Annotated in this window: 18 protein-coding genes and 1 pseudogene; 3 read left to right on the top strand and 16 right to left on the bottom strand. The window is 60.3% G+C overall.

Translation table 11 applies throughout. The features are described 5' to 3' along the window. Positions 1-92: 92 nt before the first annotated feature. From FFS64_RS02480 to hutC, 12 genes are all read right to left on the bottom strand, one after another. Positions 93-1,010 (bottom strand): alpha/beta hydrolase, encoded by a 918-nt coding sequence (locus FFS64_RS02480; RefSeq protein WP_137804087.1) that lies wholly within the window; start codon positions 1,008-1,010, stop codon positions 93-95. Positions 1,011-1,157: 147 nt separating this feature from the next. Then, on the bottom strand, positions 1,158-2,105 hold the full coding sequence (locus FFS64_RS02475) for a choline ABC transporter substrate-binding protein (protein WP_137804243.1): 948 nt from the start codon (positions 2,103-2,105) through the stop codon (positions 1,158-1,160). A 265-nt stretch (positions 2,106-2,370) separates the two neighbouring features. After that, positions 2,371-3,174: an N-formylglutamate deformylase gene (hutG, locus tag FFS64_RS02470; RefSeq protein ID WP_137804086.1), complete on the bottom strand. Its 804-nt coding sequence runs from the start codon at positions 3,172-3,174 to the stop codon at positions 2,371-2,373. 10 nt (positions 3,175-3,184) lie between these two features. Further along, positions 3,185-4,390 (bottom strand): imidazolonepropionase, encoded by a 1,206-nt coding sequence (gene hutI / locus FFS64_RS02465; protein ID WP_137804085.1) that lies wholly within the window; start codon positions 4,388-4,390, stop codon positions 3,185-3,187. A gap of 101 nt (positions 4,391-4,491) precedes the next feature. After that, on the bottom strand, positions 4,492-6,024 hold the full coding sequence (hutH, locus tag FFS64_RS02460) for a histidine ammonia-lyase (RefSeq protein WP_137804084.1): 1,533 nt from the start codon (positions 6,022-6,024) through the stop codon (positions 4,492-4,494). Positions 6,025-6,142: 118 nt separating this feature from the next. Then, positions 6,143-7,666 carry a histidine ammonia-lyase gene (gene hutH / locus FFS64_RS02455; protein ID WP_137804083.1) on the bottom strand — a complete coding sequence of 508 codons (1,524 nt, stop codon included), beginning with the start codon at positions 7,664-7,666 and terminating at the stop codon, positions 6,143-6,145. A 76-nt stretch (positions 7,667-7,742) separates the two neighbouring features. Then, positions 7,743-8,576: a glycine betaine/L-proline ABC transporter ATP-binding protein gene (locus tag FFS64_RS02450; RefSeq protein ID WP_137804082.1), complete on the bottom strand. Its 834-nt coding sequence runs from the start codon at positions 8,574-8,576 to the stop codon at positions 7,743-7,745. Beyond that, positions 8,573-9,424 (bottom strand): proline/glycine betaine ABC transporter permease, encoded by an 852-nt coding sequence (locus FFS64_RS02445; protein ID WP_008058061.1) that lies wholly within the window; start codon positions 9,422-9,424, stop codon positions 8,573-8,575. The genes FFS64_RS02450 and FFS64_RS02445 overlap by 4 nt, the downstream gene beginning before the upstream one ends. 70 nt (positions 9,425-9,494) lie before the next feature. Continuing rightward, positions 9,495-10,463, bottom strand: coding sequence for an ABC transporter substrate-binding protein (locus tag FFS64_RS02440; protein ID WP_095192276.1), 969 nt, complete (start codon positions 10,461-10,463; stop codon positions 9,495-9,497). 239 nt (positions 10,464-10,702) lie between these two features. Further along, the gene (gene hutU, locus FFS64_RS02435) at positions 10,703-12,385 is read right to left on the bottom strand and encodes a urocanate hydratase (RefSeq protein WP_137804081.1); all 1,683 of its coding nucleotides are present in this window, start codon (positions 12,383-12,385) and stop codon (positions 10,703-10,705) included. A 465-nt stretch (positions 12,386-12,850) separates the two neighbouring features. Beyond that, positions 12,851-13,420, bottom strand: coding sequence for a HutD family protein (locus tag FFS64_RS02430; protein WP_137804080.1), 570 nt, complete (start codon positions 13,418-13,420; stop codon positions 12,851-12,853). Next, positions 13,417-14,127 carry a histidine utilization repressor gene (gene hutC / locus FFS64_RS02425; RefSeq protein WP_170948611.1) on the bottom strand — a complete coding sequence of 237 codons (711 nt, stop codon included), beginning with the start codon at positions 14,125-14,127 and terminating at the stop codon, positions 13,417-13,419. The genes FFS64_RS02430 and hutC overlap by 4 nt, the downstream gene beginning before the upstream one ends. A gap of 146 nt (positions 14,128-14,273) precedes the next feature. Here hutC and FFS64_RS02420 point away from each other — a divergent pair, with 146 nt between their 5' ends. Next, entirely contained in the window at positions 14,274-15,638 is a 1,365-nt protein-coding gene (locus FFS64_RS02420) for a formimidoylglutamate deiminase (protein ID WP_137804079.1), read from the top strand. Positions 15,639-15,696: 58 nt separating this feature from the next. Here the strand turns inward: FFS64_RS02420 and FFS64_RS02415 are convergent, their stop codons facing one another. Then, the gene (locus tag FFS64_RS02415; protein WP_137804078.1) at positions 15,697-16,266 is read right to left on the bottom strand and encodes a lipocalin family protein; all 570 of its coding nucleotides are present in this window, start codon (positions 16,264-16,266) and stop codon (positions 15,697-15,699) included. A gap of 31 nt (positions 16,267-16,297) precedes the next feature. Next, positions 16,298-16,552 (bottom strand): hypothetical protein, encoded by a 255-nt coding sequence (locus FFS64_RS02410; protein WP_095192283.1) that lies wholly within the window; start codon positions 16,550-16,552, stop codon positions 16,298-16,300. 281 nt (positions 16,553-16,833) lie between these two features. Here FFS64_RS02410 and FFS64_RS32110 point away from each other — a divergent pair. Together FFS64_RS32110 and FFS64_RS32105 are read left to right on the top strand one after the other, a co-directional pair. Then, positions 16,834-17,868 (top strand): annotated as a pseudogene (locus FFS64_RS32110) (cache domain-containing protein); the annotation flags it as partial. Positions 17,869-17,961: 93 nt separating this feature from the next. After that, on the top strand, positions 17,962-18,726 hold the full coding sequence (locus FFS64_RS32105) for a methyl-accepting chemotaxis protein (RefSeq protein ID WP_372242158.1): 765 nt from the start codon (positions 17,962-17,964) through the stop codon (positions 18,724-18,726). Between the two features lie 117 nt (positions 18,727-18,843). Here FFS64_RS32105 and FFS64_RS02400 read toward each other — a convergent pair whose 3' ends face one another. Both FFS64_RS02400 and FFS64_RS02395 read right to left on the bottom strand, forming a co-directional pair. Then, complete coding sequence (locus FFS64_RS02400; protein WP_137804076.1) at positions 18,844-19,446, bottom strand: DUF924 family protein; 603 nt, start codon at positions 19,444-19,446, stop codon at positions 18,844-18,846. Between the two features lie 3 nt (positions 19,447-19,449). Next, complete coding sequence (locus tag FFS64_RS02395; protein WP_137804075.1) at positions 19,450-20,460, bottom strand: class 1 fructose-bisphosphatase; 1,011 nt, start codon at positions 20,458-20,460, stop codon at positions 19,450-19,452. Positions 20,461-20,608 lie beyond the last annotated feature (148 nt).

Below are 20,608 nucleotides of genomic sequence, written 5' to 3'. Positions count from 1 at the left end.
AAGGGGTCGAGGTCATCCCTGGGGGGACTTCTATTATTCTGCCGTCCGGCATCATAAACCCGAATTACGCCAATGAGCATGCCCTTGCAGAGTCAGAGTTTTGCCGCCAGAAAACCAATCAATGTTTCATACAGCGCATCGACCTCGGCCGCCTGCCCTCGCGCCCGTAAACAACCATGAACCAGTCCATTGCCGTAGTACAGCGTCGTGGGCACGCCGGCGGCGTTGAGTCGTTCGGCATACTGCACGCCGTCATCGCGCAGCGGGTCGAACTGCGCCACGGCTATCCAGGCCGGGGGTAATCCGCTCACATCCCCGGCCAGCAACGGCATCGCGTAAGCGCCCGGCTTTGGTGTGCCACGCAGATACAACGCCTGATAACAATCCAGATCGCTGCTGCCCAGCAACGGGGCGTCAGCGCATTCGCTGCGTGACGGTAACCGGTGATCACCACCGAGTCCCGGATAAATCAGGACTTGAGCGCATGGCACCGGCTCGCCGGCATCGCGTAGCGCCAGGCACAGCGCAGCGGCAAGATTGCCGCCGGCGCTGTCACCGGCCACCAATGTGCGCTCTGGGTCGAGCCGAAACGGCCCGGCACGCAACGCCCGCCAGACAGCCAGGCAGTCATCGAAGGCGGCCGGAAACGGATGCTCCGGCGCCAGGCGATAATCGACGGCGATCACCAACACACCCAGTGTCGAGGCCAATTCGGCGCAGATGAAATCGTGGGAATCAAGATCCCCTACCACCCACCCACCGCCGTGCAGGTAAACAACGCAGGGCACACCGCCAGCAGAGGGTGAATCCGGGGGTTGATACGAGCGAACGCAGACACCCGCCAACTCGAAATCGACCACGTACAGCCCGGCCGGACGGGGTGGCGTGAACGCCCGGCACATCTCGCTGTAGGCCTGGCGCAATCCCTCCAGACTCGTTTCAGTGCTGTTGAAACTGACGGTTTTCTCGACGAAAGCCTGCATCTGTTCAGAAAGCGGGTAAGGAGCCATGAGCCTGGTGCCCGTTGAGGGAAAATATAGGGGGCCAAACCGTGTGGGAGTGAGCCTGCTCGCGAAGGCGGTGTGTCAGACAACATCCATTTTGGCTCGCACACCCTTTCGCGAGCAGGCTCGTTCCCACAGGTTTTGCGGTTGCCGTCAGTTTTTCAAACTGGCCTGAACCGTGGCCACGCCGTCCTTGCCATCAAAACTGCTGACACCCGCCAGCCAGCGCTGCAAATCCTGCGGATGCTCGCGCAGCCATTTTCTGGCGACATCCTGGGGCGTCTGGCGCTCCATGATGGGCACCATCAACTGGCTTTCCTGGGCGGCGGTGAAGGTCAGGTTTTCCAGCAAGCGATAGACGTTCGGGCAACGTTCGGCGTAGTCGGGGGCGGTTACGGTAGAAACGGTCGCCGCGCCCTCGTTCGGCCCATAGACGTCTTCACTGCCGGTCAGGTACGCGATGTTCATGTTGATGTTCATCGGGTGCGGGGTCCAGCCGACAAACACCACGAACTCCTTGCGGTTCACGGCCCGTTGCACCGCGGCGAGCATGCCGGCCTCACCGGATTCGATCAGCTTGAAGTCCTTGAGACCGAAGTGATTGGTCTCGATCATGGTTTTGATCGTGGTGTTGGCACCGCTGCCCGGTTCGATGCCGTAGATCTTGCCACCGAGCTGATCCTTGAACTTTGCGATGTCGGCGAAGGTTTTCAGGCCCGCGGCCGCCACGTAATCAGGGACCGCGAGGGTCGCCTGGGCATCGGCCAGGCTTGGCCGGTCCATGACCTTGACCTGATTGGCAGCCAGGAACGGCGCGATGTTCTTGTCCATCGCCGGTTTCCAGTAACCGAGGAAGATGTCCAGGCGCTTGTCGCGGATACCGGCAAAGATGATTTGCTGCACGGCGCTGGTTTGCTTGCTTTCATAACCGAGGCCATTGAGCAGCACGTCGGCCATGCCGCTGGTGGCGATCACGTCGGTCCAGTTGACCACGCCCATGCGCACGGCCTTGCAGGAAGGGTCGTCAGCGGCCAGGACGCTGGCGCTCAGAAAAGCAGTGCCGCAGAGGATTGAGAGACAGCGGGTGAACAGACCTTTGATGCTTGTCATGGGGAGCATTCTCGTGCGGCAGCGGATTATTGTCGGGCCGGTGTCTTTGTGCACCGTGCCGGAAACATTACGCAGCAGACGAGCGGTAAAAGCGACCTGTGGCGACCGTGTTTTGCACGGTGGCGACTGTCTTGCCCCGCAATCAAGCGAACGCACAGCTAATGTGACAGCGGGCTTGCTCGCGAAGTCGGTGTGTCAGTCAATACATATGTTGATTGATCTACCGTTTTCGCGAGCAAGCCCGCTCCCACAGGGGTTATGCGTTGTAGTGCTTTTCGCCCCAGGCCAGCAGGCCTTGCAACAGTTCCTTGAGCACCACCCGCGTTGGCTCCGCCAGATCCGCGCGATAACGGAACGGCTCGAACTCTTCCATATACGTGCACTGGCCCAACTCCAGTTGCACCGCATGAATGTTTTCCGCTGGATTGCCGTAATGGCGGGTGATGTGGCCGCCCTTGAAGCGCCCGTTCAGCACATGGCTGTAGTCCGGGTGTCCTGCGCAGATCGCTTCCAGCTGCGAAGCCAACTGCGGATCGCAACTGGCGCCGTTGAAGGTGCCGAGGTTGAAGTCCGGTAGTTTGCCGTCGAACAGGTGCGGGATCAGCGAACGGATCGAGTGCGCGTCGAACAGCAGCGCATAGCCGAACTCGGCTTTGAGACGCGCCAGTTCCTGCTGCAAGGTGCTGTGGTATGGCGTCCAGATCTGCTCCAGATAAGTCACGCGCTCGGCTTTCGAAGGTTCCAGCCCTTCGCGAAACAGCGGCACACCGTCAAACAGTGTCGCCGGGTACAGACCGGTGGTGGCGCCCACGTACAACGGCTTGTCGTCGGATGGCCGGTTCAAGTCGATGACGAACCGCGAATATTCGGCGGCCAGGGTGCTGGCGCCCAGTTCGGCGGCGAAGTCGTACAGTTGCGGGATGTGCCAGTCGGTGTCCGGCAGGCTTTTCGCCTGGGGGATCAACCCGGCTTCGACCGCCGGGGTCAGACGCACACCGGCGTGAGGCATGCTGATCAGCAGCGGCACGCGGCCTTGTTTGAAGTTCAGAACCTTATCCACAACTGCTCTCCTACACGCTTGTTTCGACGCCGTGGCGCACGACGCGTTTTTCCAGATCGCCGCCCAGCCAATACGACAGATCGGCTGGACGATCAATTTGCCAGGCGACGAAATCCGCCACTTTGCCGGCCTCGATCGAACCGTGGGTGTCGGCCATGCCCAATGCCGTAGCCGCATGGATCGTCGCGCCTGCCAGGGCTTCTTCCGGGGTCATGCGGAAACAGGTGCAGGCCATGTTCAGCATCAAGCGCAACGACAGCGCCGGCGAGGTACCGGGATTGAGGTCGCTGGCGATGGCGATTTTCACGCCGTGCTTGCGCAGGGCGTCCATCGGCGGCAATTGGGTTTCGCGCAAGAAATAGAAGGCGCCCGGCAGCAACACTGCCACGGTGCCGGACTCGGCCATGGCGATGGCGTCTTCTTCTGTCATGAACTCCAGATGATCAGCGGACAGTGCGTGATAACGCGCCGCCAGTCTGGAGCCGTGCAAGGATGACAACTGTTCGGCGTGCAGCTTCACCGGCAAGCCCAGTTTCTGTGCGGTGATAAACACGCGCTCGACCTGCGCTGGCGAAAACGCCAGGTATTCGCAGAACGCGTCGACCGCATCCACCAGCCCTTCGGCGGCCAGGGCCGGGAGCATTTCGGCGCAGATGTGATCGATGTAATCGTCGGCGCAATCCTTGTATTCCGGCGGCAGGGCATGAGCGGCCAGGCAGGTGCTGCGCACGCTGATCGGCAGTTCGGCGCCGAGGCGTCGGGCCACTCGCAACATCTTGCGTTCATTGGCCAGGTCGAGGCCGTAGCCGGATTTGATTTCGATGCTGGTGACGCCGTCGCGCATCAGGCTTTTCAGTCGCTTGGCGGCGCTGGCGAACAACTCGTCTTCACTCGCGGCGCGGGTGGCGCGCACGGTGCTGGCGATGCCACCACCGGCAGCGGCAATTTCTGCGTAGCTGACGCCCTGCAGGCGCTGCTCGAATTCACCGCTGCGGTTACCGCCAAACACCGTGTGGGTATGGCAGTCGATCAGGCCTGGCGTGACCCAGGCTCCTTTCAAATCGTTGACCGCCGGGTATTCGCCGGACGGCAGTTCACTGCGCGGGCCGACCCACTCGATGTGCGCACCGGACGTCACGATGGCCGCATCCTCGATGATCGAGTAGACGCCTTGCGCCATGGTTGCGACGTGGCAGTGTTGCCAGAGGGTTTTCATCCCTTAGTCTCCACAGTAGTCAAAATCGAATCGCCAGCAGGCTGGCTCCCACAGAGGTACGCATTGCAACTGTGGGAGCCAGCCTGCTGGCGATGAGTCCATCACAGGCTAGGTAAAAGCTTGGTAGTGATCAGCTCATTCAGGCAACGCGAAGCCAACAAATCGCTGGCGGCATTGATGTCCGGCGCGAAGAAACGGTCCTTCTCATAGAACGGCACTTCCTTACGCAGAATCGCCCGAGCCTTTTCCAGTTTCGGCGAGGTCTTCAGACCGTTGCGCAAATCCAGGCCCTGGGCCGCCGCCAGCCATTCCACAGCCAGAATGCCACGGGTGTTTTCAGCCATTTCCCACAGGCGCTTGCCGGCAGCCGGGGCCATGGACACGTGGTCTTCCTGGTTGGCGGAAGTCGGCAGGCTGTCCACCGAGTGCGGATGGGACAACGCCTTGTTTTCGCTGGCCAGAGCAGCCGCAGTCACCTGGGCGATCATGAAACCGGAGTTCACGCCGCCATTGGCCACCAGGAACGGCGGCAGTTGCGACATGTGTTTGTCCATCATCAGCGAGATGCGGCGTTCGCTCAGGGAGCCAATTTCAGCGATGGCCAGCGCCATGTTGTCAGCGGCCATGGCCACCGGTTCGGCGTGGAAGTTGCCGCCGGAAATCACGTCACCTTCAGCGGCGAACACCAGCGGGTTGTCGGAGACGGCGTTGGCTTCGATTGCCAGCACTTCGGCGGCCTGGCGGAACTGCGTCAGGCAAGCGCCCATGACTTGCGGCTGGCAACGCAGAGAGTACGGGTCCTGGACCTTTTCGCAGTTCTCGTGAGAATCAGAGACTTCACTGCGTTCGCCCAGCAGATCGCGGTAAGCGGCGGCGGCATCAATCTGGCCTTTCTGGCCACGGGCGGCGTGGATGCGTGCGTCGAATGGCGAACGCGAACCGAGTACCGCTTCGACAGACAGACCACCCAGGGCCAGGGCACCGGCGAACAGGTCTTCACCTTCGAATAGACCGCGCAGTGCAAACGCGGTAGACACCTGCGTGCCGTTAAGCAACGCCAGGCCTTCTTTCGCGGCCAGGGTCAATGGTTTCAGGCCAGCGACTTTCAGGGCTTCGGTGGCTTCCATCCACTCGCCCTTGTAGCGAGCCTTGCCTTCACCCAGCAGCACAAGCGACATGTGTGCCAGTGGCGCCAAGTCACCGGATGCACCGACCGATCCTTTAAGCGGAATGTGCGGGTAAACCTCGGCGTTGATCAGGGTGATCAACGCGTCGATCACCACGCGGCGAATACCCGAGAAGCCACGGCTCAGGCTGTTGACCTTGAGTACCATGACCAAGCGCACCAGCGCGTCGCTGATCGGCTCGCCGACACCGGCGGCATGGGACAGCACCAGCGAGCGCTGCAGGTTTTCCAGGTCTTCGCTGGCGATGCGAGTCGACGCCAGCAAGCCGAAACCGGTGTTGATGCCATAAGCGGTGCGGTTTTCGGCGAGGATCTGTTCCACGCAGGCGACGCTGGCTTCGATCTGGGCCGAGGCGCTGTTGTCCAGGGTAAGTGTCACCGGCTGCTGATACACATCACGCAGTTGGGCGAGGGTCAGTTGGCCGGGAATCAGGTTTAGCGCAGTCATTTTGTTCTCCTTTTGAGAGTCTTCTATTAACTACCAGACGCTCCGGAAATATCCGTTGTCCGTCGCTTCCCCCTTTTTGAGGGGGCTGGCGCCTTGGCACGCTGGCTTTTTATGGAAATCAGTTCAAATTCGGCAACGTTTTTTGCAGCAACACAGGATCTTTCAATACACCGGCAGCGGCAGCAATGTCCGGCGCCAGCCAGCGATCCTGATCGTAGGCAGGAACGCGCTCACGCAACAGACGCCACGCCGCATCGGTACCGGCGCCGAAGCGTTGCTCTTTCAAGAACTCAAACGCCTGGGCCGCCAGCAGGTACTCGATGGCGAGGATCTGCGTGCAATTCTCCAGCGCGCGATGCAGCTTCAACGCGGCGTTGGTGCCCATGCTCAGGTGGTCTTCCTGCAAGCCCGAAGTCACGTAGTTATCGAGTACTGCCGGTTGCGCCAGCTGACGGTTCTCCGCGCACAGCGAAGCGGCGACGTATTGCACGATCATCATCCCGGAGTTCACCCCCGGGTTGGCCACCAGGAATGCCGGCAGACCACTGACGTGCGGGTTGATCAACCGGTCCAGGCGTCGTTCGGCGATGGAGCCGATTTCCGCCATGGCAATGGCCAGCAAATCCGCTGCCAGCGCCACCGATTGACCGTGCGGGTTAGCCTGGGACATGACGCGAAAATTGTCCGGCGTACCCAGCAGCAGCGGGTTATCGGTGCAGCCGTTGAGTTCGGTTTCGACTTGTTTGATAGCGTGTTCGAGCTGATCGCGAGCGGCGCCATGCACCTGCGGGATAGAGCGGATGCTCAGCGCATCCTGAGTACGGATGCCTTTACTCTGTGCAATCACTTCACTGCCATCGAGCAGCGCCCGCAGGTTGATCCCGACCTGTTGCATGCCTGGATGCGGCTTGAGCGCGATGATCTCGGCATCGAATGCAGCGATCTGCCCACGCTGGGCCTCGAAGCTCATGGCACTGATCACGTCGGCCCACTGCAACAGACGCGTGGCTTCGGCAATTGCCAGACAGCTGAGACCGCTCATGCACGGCGTGCCGTTGACCAGGCACAGACCATCCTTGGCGCCGAGCTGAACCGCTTGCAGGCCTTCTTCGGCCAACGCCTGTTGTGCGGAAATGACTTGCCCGCGATAGCTGACGTTGCCGACACCCAGCAACGCAATGCTGATGTGGGCCATGTGAGTCAGGTAACCGACCGAACCCTGGGAGGGCACTTGCGGGGTGATGCCGCGATTGAGCAGCGCCAGCAGGGCTTCGACCACCCGGCGATGCACGCCGGATTTGCCCTGGGTGAAATTGAGGATGGCCGCACACATGATCGCGCGGGTCTGCTCGTCGGCCAACGGAGCGCCAACGCCACAGGCGTGACTGAGCAGGGTGTTGCGCGACAGTTGGCTGAGTTGCTCGTCCTTGAGCGAGACATTGCACAAGGCACCCAGGCCGGTGTTCACGCCATAGGCGCGTTCGCCGCTGGTGACGATGCGCTGGACGATTGCCTGGGCATTCTCGATCCGCTCCCAGGCCTGCGCCGACAGCTCCAGCTGTGCGCCATGACGGGCGACCGCGACCACATCCTGCCAACGCAACGGGGCATCGGCGATAACGATTTTTTCAGCCTGGGACATTATTAACCTCATGCGTACAACCTGAATATTGATGCAGCTCTGCTCGCGAAGAGGCCAGCTCAAACACTGCAAATCTTTAAACCACCGCCGCCCGCCGCTGTACGAACCGGTCGACATACTCATCCGCCGGCGAATGCAGGATCTCTTTCGGTGTGCCGACCTGGATCAGGCGGCCGTCCTTGAGGATCGCGATGCGGTTGCCGATGCGCACGGCCTCGTCGAGGTCGTGGGTGATGAAAACGATGGTCTTGTGCAGGGTCTTTTGCAGTTCCAGCAACTGGTCCTGCATTTCGGCGCGGATCAGTGGGTCGAGGGCACTGAAGGCTTCGTCCATCAGGATGATGTCCGTATCCGCCGCCAAGGCGCGGGCCAGGCCCACACGCTGACGCATACCGCCCGAGAGCTGGTGCGGGTATTTGTTTTCGTAGCCCTTGAGGCCCACGGTGTTGATCCAGTGCAGCGCGCGCTCGGTACACATCTGCTTGCTCTCGCCGCGCACTTTCAAGCCGTAGGCGACGTTATCCACCACGGTTTTGTGGGGCAGCAGGCCGAAGCTCTGGAACACCATGCTGATCTTGCGCCGACGAAATTCGCGCAGGGCTTCCATGTCGTATTGCAGGATGTCCACACCGTCCACCAGGATCGCACCGCTGGTCGGGTCGATCAGCCGATTGAAGTGGCGTACCAGGGTCGACTTGCCGGAACCCGACAGGCCCATGATCACGAAGATCTCGCCACTACCGATACTCAACGACAGGTCGTTCACACCGACCACGCAGCCGGTTTCGGCCAGCACTTGGTCCTTGGTCTTGCCCTGGCCGACCATGGCCAGTGCATCCTGGGCGCGGTTGCCGAAAATCTTGAAGACGTTTTTGACTTCGATCTTGCTGATGGCTTCGTTGCTGTTCATTTGCTCACCTCATGCCGTGCGCGACCGTACGCCTGTGTAATGCGGTCGATCACCACTGCCAGAATCACGATCGCCAGACCGGCCTCCAGGCCACGTCCGACGTTGAGGGTCTGAATCCCCACCAACACGTCTTCACCCAGGCCACGGGCGCCGATCATCGAGGCGATCACCACCATCGACAGGGCCATCATGGTGGTCTGGTTGATCCCGGCCATGATGCTCGGCAGGGCCAGCGGCAGTTGCACGCCGAACAGTTGCTGCCAGCGGTTGGCACCGAAGGCGTTGATCGCTTCCATCACTTCACCGTCGACCTGGCGAATCCCCAGATCGGTCAGGCGGATCAGCGGTGGCGCGGCATAGATCACGGTGGCGAAAATCGCCGGGACCTTGCCCAGGCCGAACAGCATCAGCACCGGGATCAGGTACACGAAACTCGGCATGGTCTGCATGATGTCCAGCAGCGGCATCAGCACCGAACGCAGGCGATTACTGCGCGCCGAGAGTATGCCCAGCGGAATGCCGATGAGTACCGAGATGACCGTTGCCACCATCATCAGCGCGAGGGTTTGCATCAGCTTGTCCCAGAGGCCGACCGCGCCCACCAGGAACAGCAAACCGACGATGACCGCTGTGGTCACCACTTTGCGCGTCGCGTGCCAGGCCACGCCGGCAACGATCGCCAGCATCAGCCACCAGGGCGCGGCGCGCAGCAGCCCTTCAAGATTGACGATGGCCCACAACAGGGTGTCGGAGATGCTGCGGAACACATCGCCGTAGTTGGTGACCAGCGAATCGACCCAACCGTTGACCCAGTCGGCGATGGAAAAAGTAAAGCTTTCGGGAAACATAAGAGACTCTCAATCAAGGGGTTGCGATCAAGCATCCGACTGCCGTCGCCGGCAGTCGGTGAGGCTCAACCTACAAGGCCGCGTCGATCTTTTTGGCTGCGTCTTCGCTCACCCATGCGTGCCAGACTTCAGGATGTTCCTTCAAGAAGATCTTGGCCAGTTTTGGCGACTCGATTCGCTCTTTGCTCATGCGACCCAGGTTCTGGTTCAGCAGGTCGATTGGAACGTTGACCTTTTCCAGCACGGCCACCAGCTCCGGCGCTTGCTCGTGGAAAGTTTTGGACAGGCCGACCTTGATGGTCACGGTCTTGTTCACGCCGGGTTTCTCTTCGAGTTTCACTACGTCGACCTGGCCCATCAGCGGCGTAGGCGACCAGTAGTAGAACAGGATCGGCTCGCCACGCTTGTAGCTCGACAGCACGGCGGCATCCAACGCCGGGCCGGTGCCTGGGCGGAAGTTGGTGTAGGAGCTTTCCAGGCCGTAGCTTTTCAACATTTCGCTGTTGTCGAGTTCACAGGTCCAACCGGCCGGGCAGTTGTAGAAGCGGCCCTTGGAAGGTTCTTCGGCGTCCTTGAACACCGCCGAGTACTTGGCCAGATCGGCAATGTTTTTCAGGTCTGGCGCCTTGGCTTCGAGTTTGCGCTTGGCATCGCCTTCGATCACGTAACGCGGCACGTACCAGCCTTCGACGGCACCGACGACCGGAGCGCCGACACCGACGACTTTGCCGGCCTTCTCGGCCTTGTTCCAGACCTCGCTGCGGCCCACCCACTCTTCGGCGAACACCTGGATGTCGTTGCTGCTCAAGGCGTTTTCCATGGTGATGGAGTTGCCCGGCAGGCTGTCGGTCTTGCAGTCGTAACCCTTCTCCAACACGACTTGCATCACGTCGGTCAACAGCATGGCGCTTTCCCAGTTCAGGCCGGCGAATTTCACCGGTTTGCCCGACTCGCACCAACCCGCCGCCTGAGTGGCGCCGGCGCTGGCCAGCAGGCCCATGGAAAGCAATGTGGTCAGCAGGGTCTTGTTCGATTTCATTGTTGTGACGCTCCTAATCATGAGTTGGCTTACGGCAGTCAAGAGGCATCCAGCCCTGTCCACGTCCAGTCGGGCATTGCACCGCAGCGACGCGGCCTGCCCCACTCAGCTTTTGTTCAGTGATCGCGTCCTGCTCGACCGGCAGGATCCAACGGTCTGGTATTAGGTTATGCCACTGCCTGGCCAGTGAGAGCGAGCGTGCTCGCTCTCACATAAAAGCAGCTCTCACAGGTTTGGCATTACTTGCCGGTAATCATCGGCAGGTTCAGCCCTTGTTCCTTGGCGCAGTCGATGGCGATCTGGTAACCCGCATCGGCGTGACGCATGACGCCGGTCGCCGGGTCGTTGTGCAGTACGCGAGCGATACGCTCGGCCGCTTCGTCAGTACCGTCGCAGACGATCACCATTCCCGAGTGCTGGGAGAAGCCCATGCCGACGCCGCCGCCGTGGTGCAGGGAAACCCAGGTCGCACCGCTCGCGGTGTTGAGCAGGGCGTTGAGCAATGGCCAGTCGGATACGGCGTCGGAACCGTCCTGCATCGATTCGGTTTCGCGGTTCGGGCTCGATACCGAACCGGAGTCCAGGTGGTCGCGACCGATCACGATTGGAGCGGACAGTTCGCCGCTACGCACCATCTCGTTGAACGCCAGACCGAGCTTGGCGCGCAGGCCCAGGCCAACCCAGCAGATACGCGCCGGCAGACCCTGGAAGCTGATGCGCTCGCGCGCCATGTCCAGCCAGTTGTGCAGGTGAGCGTCGTCCGGGATCAGTTCCTTGACCTTGGCGTCGGTTTTATAGATGTCTTCAGCGTTGCCCGACAGTGCAGCCCAGCGGAACGGGCCGATACCACGGCAGAACAGCGGACGGATGTAGGCCGGTACGAAGCCCGGGAAGTCGAATGCGTTTTCCACGCCTTCTTCTTGCGCCATCTGACGGATGTTGTTGCCGTAGTCGAAGGTTGGAACGCCCATTTTCTGGAAATCCAACATCGCTTTAACATGTACGGCCATCGATTGCTTGGCGGCTTTCACAACAGCAGCCGGCTCGGTCTTGGCGCGAGCGCGGTATTCGTCCCAGGTCCAGCCGGCCGGCAGGTAGCCGTTGAGCGGGTCGTGGGCGCTGGTCTGGTCGGTGACCATGTCCGGACGCACGCCGCGACGGACCATTTCCGGGAGGATTTCAGCTGCGTTGCCGCACAGAGCGATAGAGATCGCCTTGCCTTCGGCGGTGTACTTGGCGATACGCGCCAGGGCATCGTCGAGGTCTTTGGCTTGCTCGTCGACGTAGCGGGTTTTCAAGCGGAAATCGATGCTCACCTGCTGGCATTCGATGTTCAGCGAGCAAGCGCCGGCCAGTGTTGCGGCCAGAGGTTGGGCACCGCCCATGCCGCCCAGGCCAGCGGTCAGGACCCACTTGCCTTTCAGGTCATCGTTGTAGTGCTGGCGACCGGCTTCGACGAAGGTTTCGTAGGTGCCCTGGACGATGCCCTGGCTGCCGATGTAGATCCAGCTGCCAGCGGTCATCTGGCCGTACATGGCCAGGCCTTTGGCGTCGAGTTCGTTGAAGTGTTCCCAGCTCGCCCAGTGTGGCACCAGGTTGGAGTTGGCGATCAGTACGCGCGGGGCGTTGCTGTGGGTCTTGAACACGCCGACCGGCTTGCCGGATTGCACCAGCAGGGTCTCGTCGTCGTTCAGGTTGGTCAGGCTTTCAACGATCTTGTCGTAGCATTCCCAGTTACGTGCCGCACGACCAATGCCACCGTAAACCACCAGTTCTTTAGGGTTCTCGGCGACTTCCGGGTCGAGGTTGTTCATCAGCATGCGTAGCGGCGCTTCGGTCAGCCAGCTCTTGGCGGTCAGCTTGTTACCGCGAGCAGCGCGGATTTCAACGTCACGAAACTTTGTAGGTTTATTGTCAGTCACGAAAAAGACTCCTCAGCGATCAATCCAAACCAACCCTGGCGGTAGGTAAGCCAGCCTGTGCGCATTGTTGCGCTACAAGCGAATCAGTGGACGTTGCGGGGAGTCTCGATCGACTCATACGCATACGTCTTTACTTGTACATACAAGCATATGCAATCAAGCGGCCAACTTGTTGGATGGGCATTCAAGAAAAATTCTGAAATGGCTGGAGAGCGCCTGAATCAAGGGTTCTGGCGTAGATGAAATTTTTTGAGGGGATCTGCTGGAGGGAGTGGGCGCTGTTACTTGAGCGTGTTTTTGCGCCACGCTGGGGCGTTCGGTAACAAAGTGGTGCGCTTTCGGGAACGGGTGTGTGTGTCGAAAAGCATCGCGGGCAAGCCCGCTCCCACAAGATCTTCACCGGACCTGTGGGAGCGGCGGTGCGGCGATTCGACTTGCCCGCGATAGTGTCACTTGAGTTTTGGATCAGCGTGCGGTGAGTTCGATCACGCAGCAGGCGCCGTTGCTGGCAACTTCCAGCAACCCGGTGTTACCCACCAGTTGCAGACAATCATGACGACCCAGTTGTGAAGCACTGTTACCGACCTTCACCTCCAGCGCATCGCTGATGCTGAACACCAGTACGGTCCCAGCCTCACTGAAAAACCGCTGCTCACCGCTCAACCATTGCAGCCGCGCGCTGTAACGCTTTGGCGCATAAATCAGGTTGAAATCGCGAATCGGTCCGCCGAGCAATGTGCAGGACACCTGGCTCTCGCCGCTGAAGGCAAACGGATCGATGGGTAACAACGGCCGCGTCACCTGACCGTCAACCGACAAGGTCATGCCGTCGCCCTGCAGTACGGTGATGATTCGCTCATATCCGGCGAAGGTGGAAAATCCGCCTGATTCGCCGATGTCGGCAATCGAGAGGCGCCAGCCGAAGCCGTCCAGGCCGGTGCCGGCGTCGCGGGTGATTTCTTCGGTGCTGCCGCCGCCGTTTTTCCACGGCATGCGCGGGTAATCAACTGCGCGTAAAACCTTCAAGCTGCTCATTTATGGAACCGACCTTCCAGACGATGACGGGAACCGGGGTGGATCAAACGGGCGGCGGTCACCGGCTGGCGGCCGGACCAGGTGCGGCGGCGGATCAGCAGGCACGGCTCGCCCTTTTCAATCTGCAACAACTTGCATTCGGAAGGTTCGGCCAGTATTGCCTCGACCACATGCTCGCCTTCGGTCAACGGCGCAACCTGATTCAGGTAGGCATAAGGCGTTTGCAGGGTGAAGTCCTGCTTTAGGTATTCCGGCGCCACCAGTGCGTTGACGAAACGGTCTTCGATTTGCACCGGGATGTCGTTTTCGAAATGCACGATCAGCGAGTGGAATACTTTCTGCCCTTCACGCATATCCAGGGCCAGGGCGCGCTCGGACCCCGCGGCCTCTTCTTCAAGCGTGATGACCTTGCACGTGTGGCGGTGACCACGGGAGGCGATTTCGTCGGCGATGTTGTGCACTTCAAACAGGGCGGACTGGCTTTTCGGCTCGGCGACGAACGTGCCGACGCCTTGCATGCGCACCAACAGGCCATCGGCGGTCATCTCGCGCAGGGCGCGGTTGATGGTCATGCGGCTGAATCCCAGCTGGCTGACCAGCTCGCTTTCCGACGGAACGCGGTAGTGCGGCGGCCAGTTTCCACTGTCGATTTGCTGGGTGATCATTTGTTTGACGCGGGCGTACAAGGGCGCCGGACTGTCGCCCATGTTCGCGGCCAACGGAGAAACTGGAGGCGGAGTCGGCACGGTGGATCCTTGTTCGTTGAAGAAAGATTGCTAGCTTGCCGGAGTTTACCGGGCAGGCAAACGTCTGTATATGTATATACAAATAACACACGATGGGGTGCTGAACCATGTCCGCCTTCTTTGCCGAACGCGCGCTGCTGCCTAGTGGATGGGCCAACAATGTACGTCTTGAGGTCAGCGCCGATGGCGTCCTGACCCATATCCAGGCCGATTCCCATGCAGATGGCGCCGAGCGGTTGAGCGGTCCGCTGCTGCCGGGCATGCCGAATCTGCACTCCCACGCCTTCCAGCGGGCCATGGCCGGACTGGCGGAAGTGGCGGGTAATCCGAATGACAGCTTCTGGACCTGGCGTGATCTGATGTATCGCCTCGTCGGAAAAATCAGCCCGGAACAACTCGGCGTCATCGCCCGTCAGCTGTACATCGAAATGCTAAAGGCCGGTTACACCTCGGTCGCGGAATTCCACTACGTGCACCATGACACCAGCGGCCAGCCCTATGCAGACCCAGCCGAACTGGCGTTGCGTATCAGCCAGGCGGCCAGTTCCGCAGGTATCGGTCTGACGCTGCTGCCGGTGCTCTACAGCCACTCCGGTTTCGGTGGCCAGACCCCGAATGATGGCCAGCGCCGCTTTATCAACAGCACCGAAAACTATCTCAAGCTGCAATCGCGCTTGCAGCCAATCCTGGCGCAGCAGAAAGCCCAGTCGCTGGGATTGTGTTTCCACTCGTTGCGAGCGGTCACCCCGCAGCAGATCAGTGAGGTGCTGGCGGCCAGCGACAAGCAATGTCCGGTGCACATTCACATCGCCGAACAGCAGAAGGAAGTCGACGACTGCCTGACCTGGAGTGGCCGTCGTCCGCTGCAATGGCTGTATGAAAACACCGAGGTCGATCAGCGCTGGTGCCTGGTCCACGCCACCCACGCCAACCCGGAAGAAGTCACGTTGATGGCCAGGAGTCGCGCCATCGCCGGCCTGTGCCTGACCACCGAAGCGAATCTGGGCGACGGGATTTTCCCGGCGGTGGACTTCCTCGCACAGGGCGGACGGATGGGCATCGGTTCCGACAGCCATGTGTCACTGAGCGTGGTGGAAGAACTGCGCTGGCTGGAATATGGCCAGCGTCTGCGCGATCAGCGGCGTAATCGCTTGTATGGGGCAGAGCAACCAATGGTCGGTCGCACGCTGTATGACGCGGCGCTGGATGGAGGCGCGCAAGCGTTGGGTCAACCGATTGGCGCGCTGGAAGTCGGCAAGCGGGCGGATTGGCTAGTGCTGGATGGAAACGATCCCTATCTGGCAACCGCCAGTGGTGACGGGATATTGAATCGGTGGTTGTTTGCCGGGGGCGATCGCCAGGTACGGGATGTGCTGGTCAATGGTCAGTGGGTCGTGCGTGACGGGCGGCATGCCGGGGAAGAGGAAAGCAACCGCGCCTTTACCCAAGTCCTGCGCGAATTGCTGGGCTGACACAAAACAAAATGTGGGAGCGGGCTTGCTCGCTCCCACATTTGATAGGCGCTAACCGCTAGTTCGAGGTCTTGGCCATCTGCGTATCCGACGCCCGCCAGATCAACCGCGTAGTGTCGTAACCCTGCTGACGCGCCTTGCTCAGCAACTCCTCCCGCACGACACCATTGACGGTCGGGGTGCGTGACAGCAGCCACAGGTAACGACGGCTCGGATCGCCGACGATGGCGGTCTTGTAGTCTTCGCTGACATACAACACCCAGTATTCGCCCTTCGCAACGCCCGGAATCAGCCTGGAGAACCAGGTATCGAACTCGACCCACAATTTGTCGGTCTTACCCGGCACCTGTGGATAAGCCGTGCCCTTGACCTCTTCCCACTCCCACTGCGGCGTCAGGCAACGGTTGAGCACCGCCACATTGCCGTCAGGCTTGAGCGTGTAGTGAGCTTCGGATTGCGCGCAGTTACGCTGGAAATACATCGGTAGCCGCGCCAATTCGTACCAGGTGCCCTGGTAACGCTTGAGATTGACGCTGTTGGCTGTCTTGGGCGCCAACGGATCCTGGCCAGAAGTGGCACAGCCGGCCAATACCAGGCCGGCAAAAAGCATGATCAACAACCGCTTCATTATTTTTCTCCCGTGGGCGCTCGGCCCCGGTTTACTTCAGGCCTTGGCCGGAAAACATCAGCACTTTGTCACCGGCATATTGCACGCTGATAAAGCTGTTCTTGTCGCCCCAGGTGCAGCTGGACATGCCGAGCGCGCCTGAACAATCGGCGGGTTTGCCCAGCAGGGTTTCAACTTCGGCCTTGTCCATGCCGGACGAGAGCTTCGAGTAGTTTTCCTGATTGACCTTGCTGCACGCAGCCAACAACACGCAGAACGAAAGCAGGGCGATGGATCGCAGCGACATGGTGTAACTCCAGGGGCAAAGGGGATTGGCATGGCTGCCAAGCAGAACCTTAGAAGAGAAAACCCCTTTCTGGTTCCATCACCCGCCGTGTATTTATAGGGCCGCTCGTCTGCCTGCGCCGATTAATCAATCACTTTGCAGGGCTATCGGACATTTCGTCGGGTTTCGTCAAAAAACGCCTAATCTTTGGCGCGACTCAGTCGACATACAGGGCAGCGCAATGCCCACTTGCGAGGCATTTGCCCCCTTTGTCGACGAGTCTTTCCGCGGTAGCTCATTTAATGACCAGAAACATGAAGTTCAGCCACAAGATCCTGTTGGCTGCTGCCCTCGTGGTGGCCGTTGCATTCGCTTGTTTCATCCTGTTCAACGACTATCGCCAGCGTCAGACGTTGCGTAGCAACACCGAGGCCTCGATGCAGGAACTCGGCAGCCTGACCACCAGCAACATCCAGACCTGGCTGGAAAGCCGCATTCAGTTGCTGCAATCGCTGTCCCAGCAAATCGCCGTGGACGGCAGCGCCCAGGCTAACCTCAAACGCGCCATCGACCTGCCTGCCTATACCGGCAACTTCCAGCTGAGCTACTTCGGCGGCACCGATGGCGTGATGTTCTCGATTCCGGCTGGCAACCGCGCAGCGGACTACGACCCGCGCGCCCGTGGCTGGTACAAAGCAGCCAACAGCGCACAGCAGACCATCGTTACCGAACCGTACATCGCGGCGTCCTCCGGCAAACTGGTGATCACAGTCGCCACGCCAGTAAAGCAGCAAGGCCAGATGATCGGCGTCGCCGGCGCGGACATCGACCTGTCCAGCGTCAGCGCGATCATCAACTCACTGAACTTCGGCGGTCACGGTCATGCCTTCATCGTCGGCGCAGACGGCAAAATCCTGATCCACCCCGACAGCAAACTGGTACTCAAGAACCTGACCGACGCATACCCCAATGGCGCACCGAAAGTCAGCCCGGGCATGAAAGAAGTCGAAATCGATGGCAAGCGCCAGTTCATCTCCTTTACCCACGTCAACGGCGTACCGTCGGCGGATTGGTATGTGGCGCTGGTTCTCGACCAGGACACCGCCTTCTCGATGCTCAGCGAATTCCGCACCTCGGCGATCATTGCCATGGTGATTGCGGTGGTGATCATCATCGCGTTGCTGGGCATGCTGATCAGCTTCCTGATGCAACCGCTGCTGACCATGGGCCGCGCCATGCATGACATCGCCGAGGGCGAAGGTGACCTGACCAAACGCCTGACCATTCACGGTCACGACGAATTCGGCGCACTGGGGCTGTCGTTCAATCGTTTCGTCGAACGGATTCACACTTCGATTCGTGAGGTGTCCTCGGCCACTGGCCAGGTCAACGAAGTGGCGCTGCGTGTGGTAGCGGCATCCAACTCGTCGATGTTCAACTCCGACCAACAGGCCTCGCGCACCAGCAGCGTCGCTGCGGCGATCAACCAGCTCGGTGCCGCCGCCCAGGAAATCGCCCAGAACGCCGCCCTCGCCTCCCAGCATTCGAGCGATGCCCGTTCGCTGGCCGAAGAAGGCCAACAGGTGGTGGATAAAACCATCTCCGCGATGCATCAGCTGTCGGCGAAGATCAGCGATTCGTGCGGCAACATCGAGACGCTCAACAGCAACACCGTCAACATCGGGCAGATTCTGGAAGTGATCACCAGCATCTCCCAGCAGACCAACCTGCTGGCCCTCAATGCCGCCATCGAAGCCGCGCGCGCCGGTGAAGCCGGGCGCGGGTTTGCGGTGGTGGCCGATGAAGTGCGCAACCTCGCTCACCGCACCCAGGACTCGGCGCAGCAAGTGCAAAAGATGATCGAAGAGCTGCAGGTCGGCGCCCGTGAAGCGGTGGGTACCATGACCGAAAGCCAGCGCCATAGCGAAAGCAGCGTGAACATCGCCAACCAGGCCGGCGAACGCCTGGGCAGCGTGACCCAGCGCATCGGCGAAATCGACGGCATGAACCAATCCGTGGCGACGGCGACGGAAGAACAAACGGCCGTGGTGGAATCGATCAACGTCGACATCACCGAGATCAACACGCTGAACCAGGAAGGTGTGGAGAACCTGCAGGCCACCCTGCGCGCGTGCTCCGATCTGGAACAGCAGGCGGCGCGGTTGAAGCAGTTGGTGGGTAGTTTCCGGATCTAAGGCGCTCTCACTGGCCTCTTCGCGAGCAGGCTCGCTCCCACACTGGATCTGTGTCGTTCACACACCCCCTGTGGGAGCGAGCCTGCTCGCGAAGAGGGCATCAGCCGCAATAAGGATTCAGAACCTTGAGCCCGGCTTCGAAAGAAACACTAATTCCTCAGCTGTAGATTCTCGTCCCAACACCGCATTGCGATGCGGAAACCGTCCGAACTGCGCGATCACTTTCTGATGCTGCTCGGCGTAATCCAGGTAATCGGCAAACAACGCCCTGTCTTCTTCCGGCTGCTGCGCCACCAGATCCATATAGCGTGAGACCGCTTCGTTCTGCACCGTGAGGTTTTCGCAGTGTTCGAACACCAGGTAGATAAACACCCGCTGAATCGGTTGCAACTGCCGATCGAAATCCGCCGCAATGCCTTGCGCCACCAGTGCCTGGGCCCGGGCATCACCGGAGTAAGTCTTGGGAGAGTCGCGAAAGATCATTCGAGGCAGTTGATCGAGCAGCAGCACCAGAGCCAGCCAACCTTCGGGGCGTTGCGCCCACTCGGTCAAACCGCCGGCCAGTGCCTGCTCGACCTGGCCCCCGAAACGCTCACGCGCTTCGAGGTCCTGGCTGTCACGCTTGCCGAACCACAACTTGCCCTTCTGTGCCGCCACTTCCTTCGATGATTCAGAGTTTCCGAACCACCATTCGAGCAACGGCTGCCAGGGCGCGTTCATGGTTTATTCCTTGTGGTATGCCGTGACGCGTGCAACTTCTTCTTTCGAGCCGAGGAACACCGCCACACGCTGGTGCAGGCCTTCAGGCTGAATGTCGAGGATGCGCTGGTGGCCGTCGGTGGAGGCGCCGCCCGCTTGTTCGACGAGGAACGACATCGGGTTGGCTTCGTACATCAGGCGCAGTTTGCCCGGCTTCGACGGCTCGCGGCTGTCGCGCGGGTACATGAACAGACCGCCACGGGTCAGGATGCGGTGCACGTCCGCGACCATCGCGGCCACCCAGCGCATGTTGTAGTTCTTTTTCAGCGGACCTTGGTCGCCTGCCAGCAGTTCGCTGACATAACGTTGTACAGGCGCTTCCCAGTGACGCTGGTTGGACGCGTTGATCGCGAATTCCTGGGTGGACTCAGGAATGGTGATGTCTTCGTGGGTCAGGACAAAACTGCCCATTTCACGATCCAGGGTGAAGCCTTTCACGCCGTCGCCCAGGGTCAGCACCAACATGGTCTGAGGGCCGTAGATGGCATAACCGGCGGCAACCTGTTGGGTGCCTGGCTGCAGGAAGGCCTTTTCATTCAGCGCTTCGTTCTGGCTCAGGTATTCATTCGGGCAACGCAGCACCGAGAAGATCGTGCCGACCGGGGCGTTGATATCGATGTTCGACGAACCGTCCAGTGGGTCAAATACCAGCAGGTACGCGCCCTTCGGGTATTTGCCCGGGATCTGGTAAGCGTTGTCCATTTCTTCGGACGCCATGCCGGCCAGGTGACCGCCCCATTCGTTGGCTTCGAGCAGGATTTCGTTGGAGAGTACGTCGAGCTTCTTCTGCACTTCGCCTTGGACGTTTTCAGTGCCCATGCTGCCCAGAACACCGCCCAGGGCGCCTTTGGAAACGGCGTGGCTGATCTCCTTGCAAGCACGCGCCACCACTTCGATCAGGAAGCGCAGATCGGCAGGTGTGTTGTTGCTGCGGGTCTGCTCAATCAAATAGCGACTCAAGGTAACGCGGGACATGGAAGGCTCCGGAGGAATGGGGGGCTTAAAAACCCGCGCAGTTTAGCGCGAGTCGGGGCGCATTTCCTCCTATCAGACGTGATCGGTCGAAGAGAGTTCATGCGCGGGGTTCAGCGTAGTAGGAAATGGATCGAATGTGGGCCCAAGA

This window comes from Pseudomonas sp. G(2018), from assembly GCF_005502415.1.
Lineage (GTDB): Bacteria > Pseudomonadota > Gammaproteobacteria > Pseudomonadales > Pseudomonadaceae > Aquipseudomonas.
The sequence above is the reverse complement of the archived record's forward strand: the minus strand, read 5'-3'. Positions and strand labels throughout refer to the sequence as shown.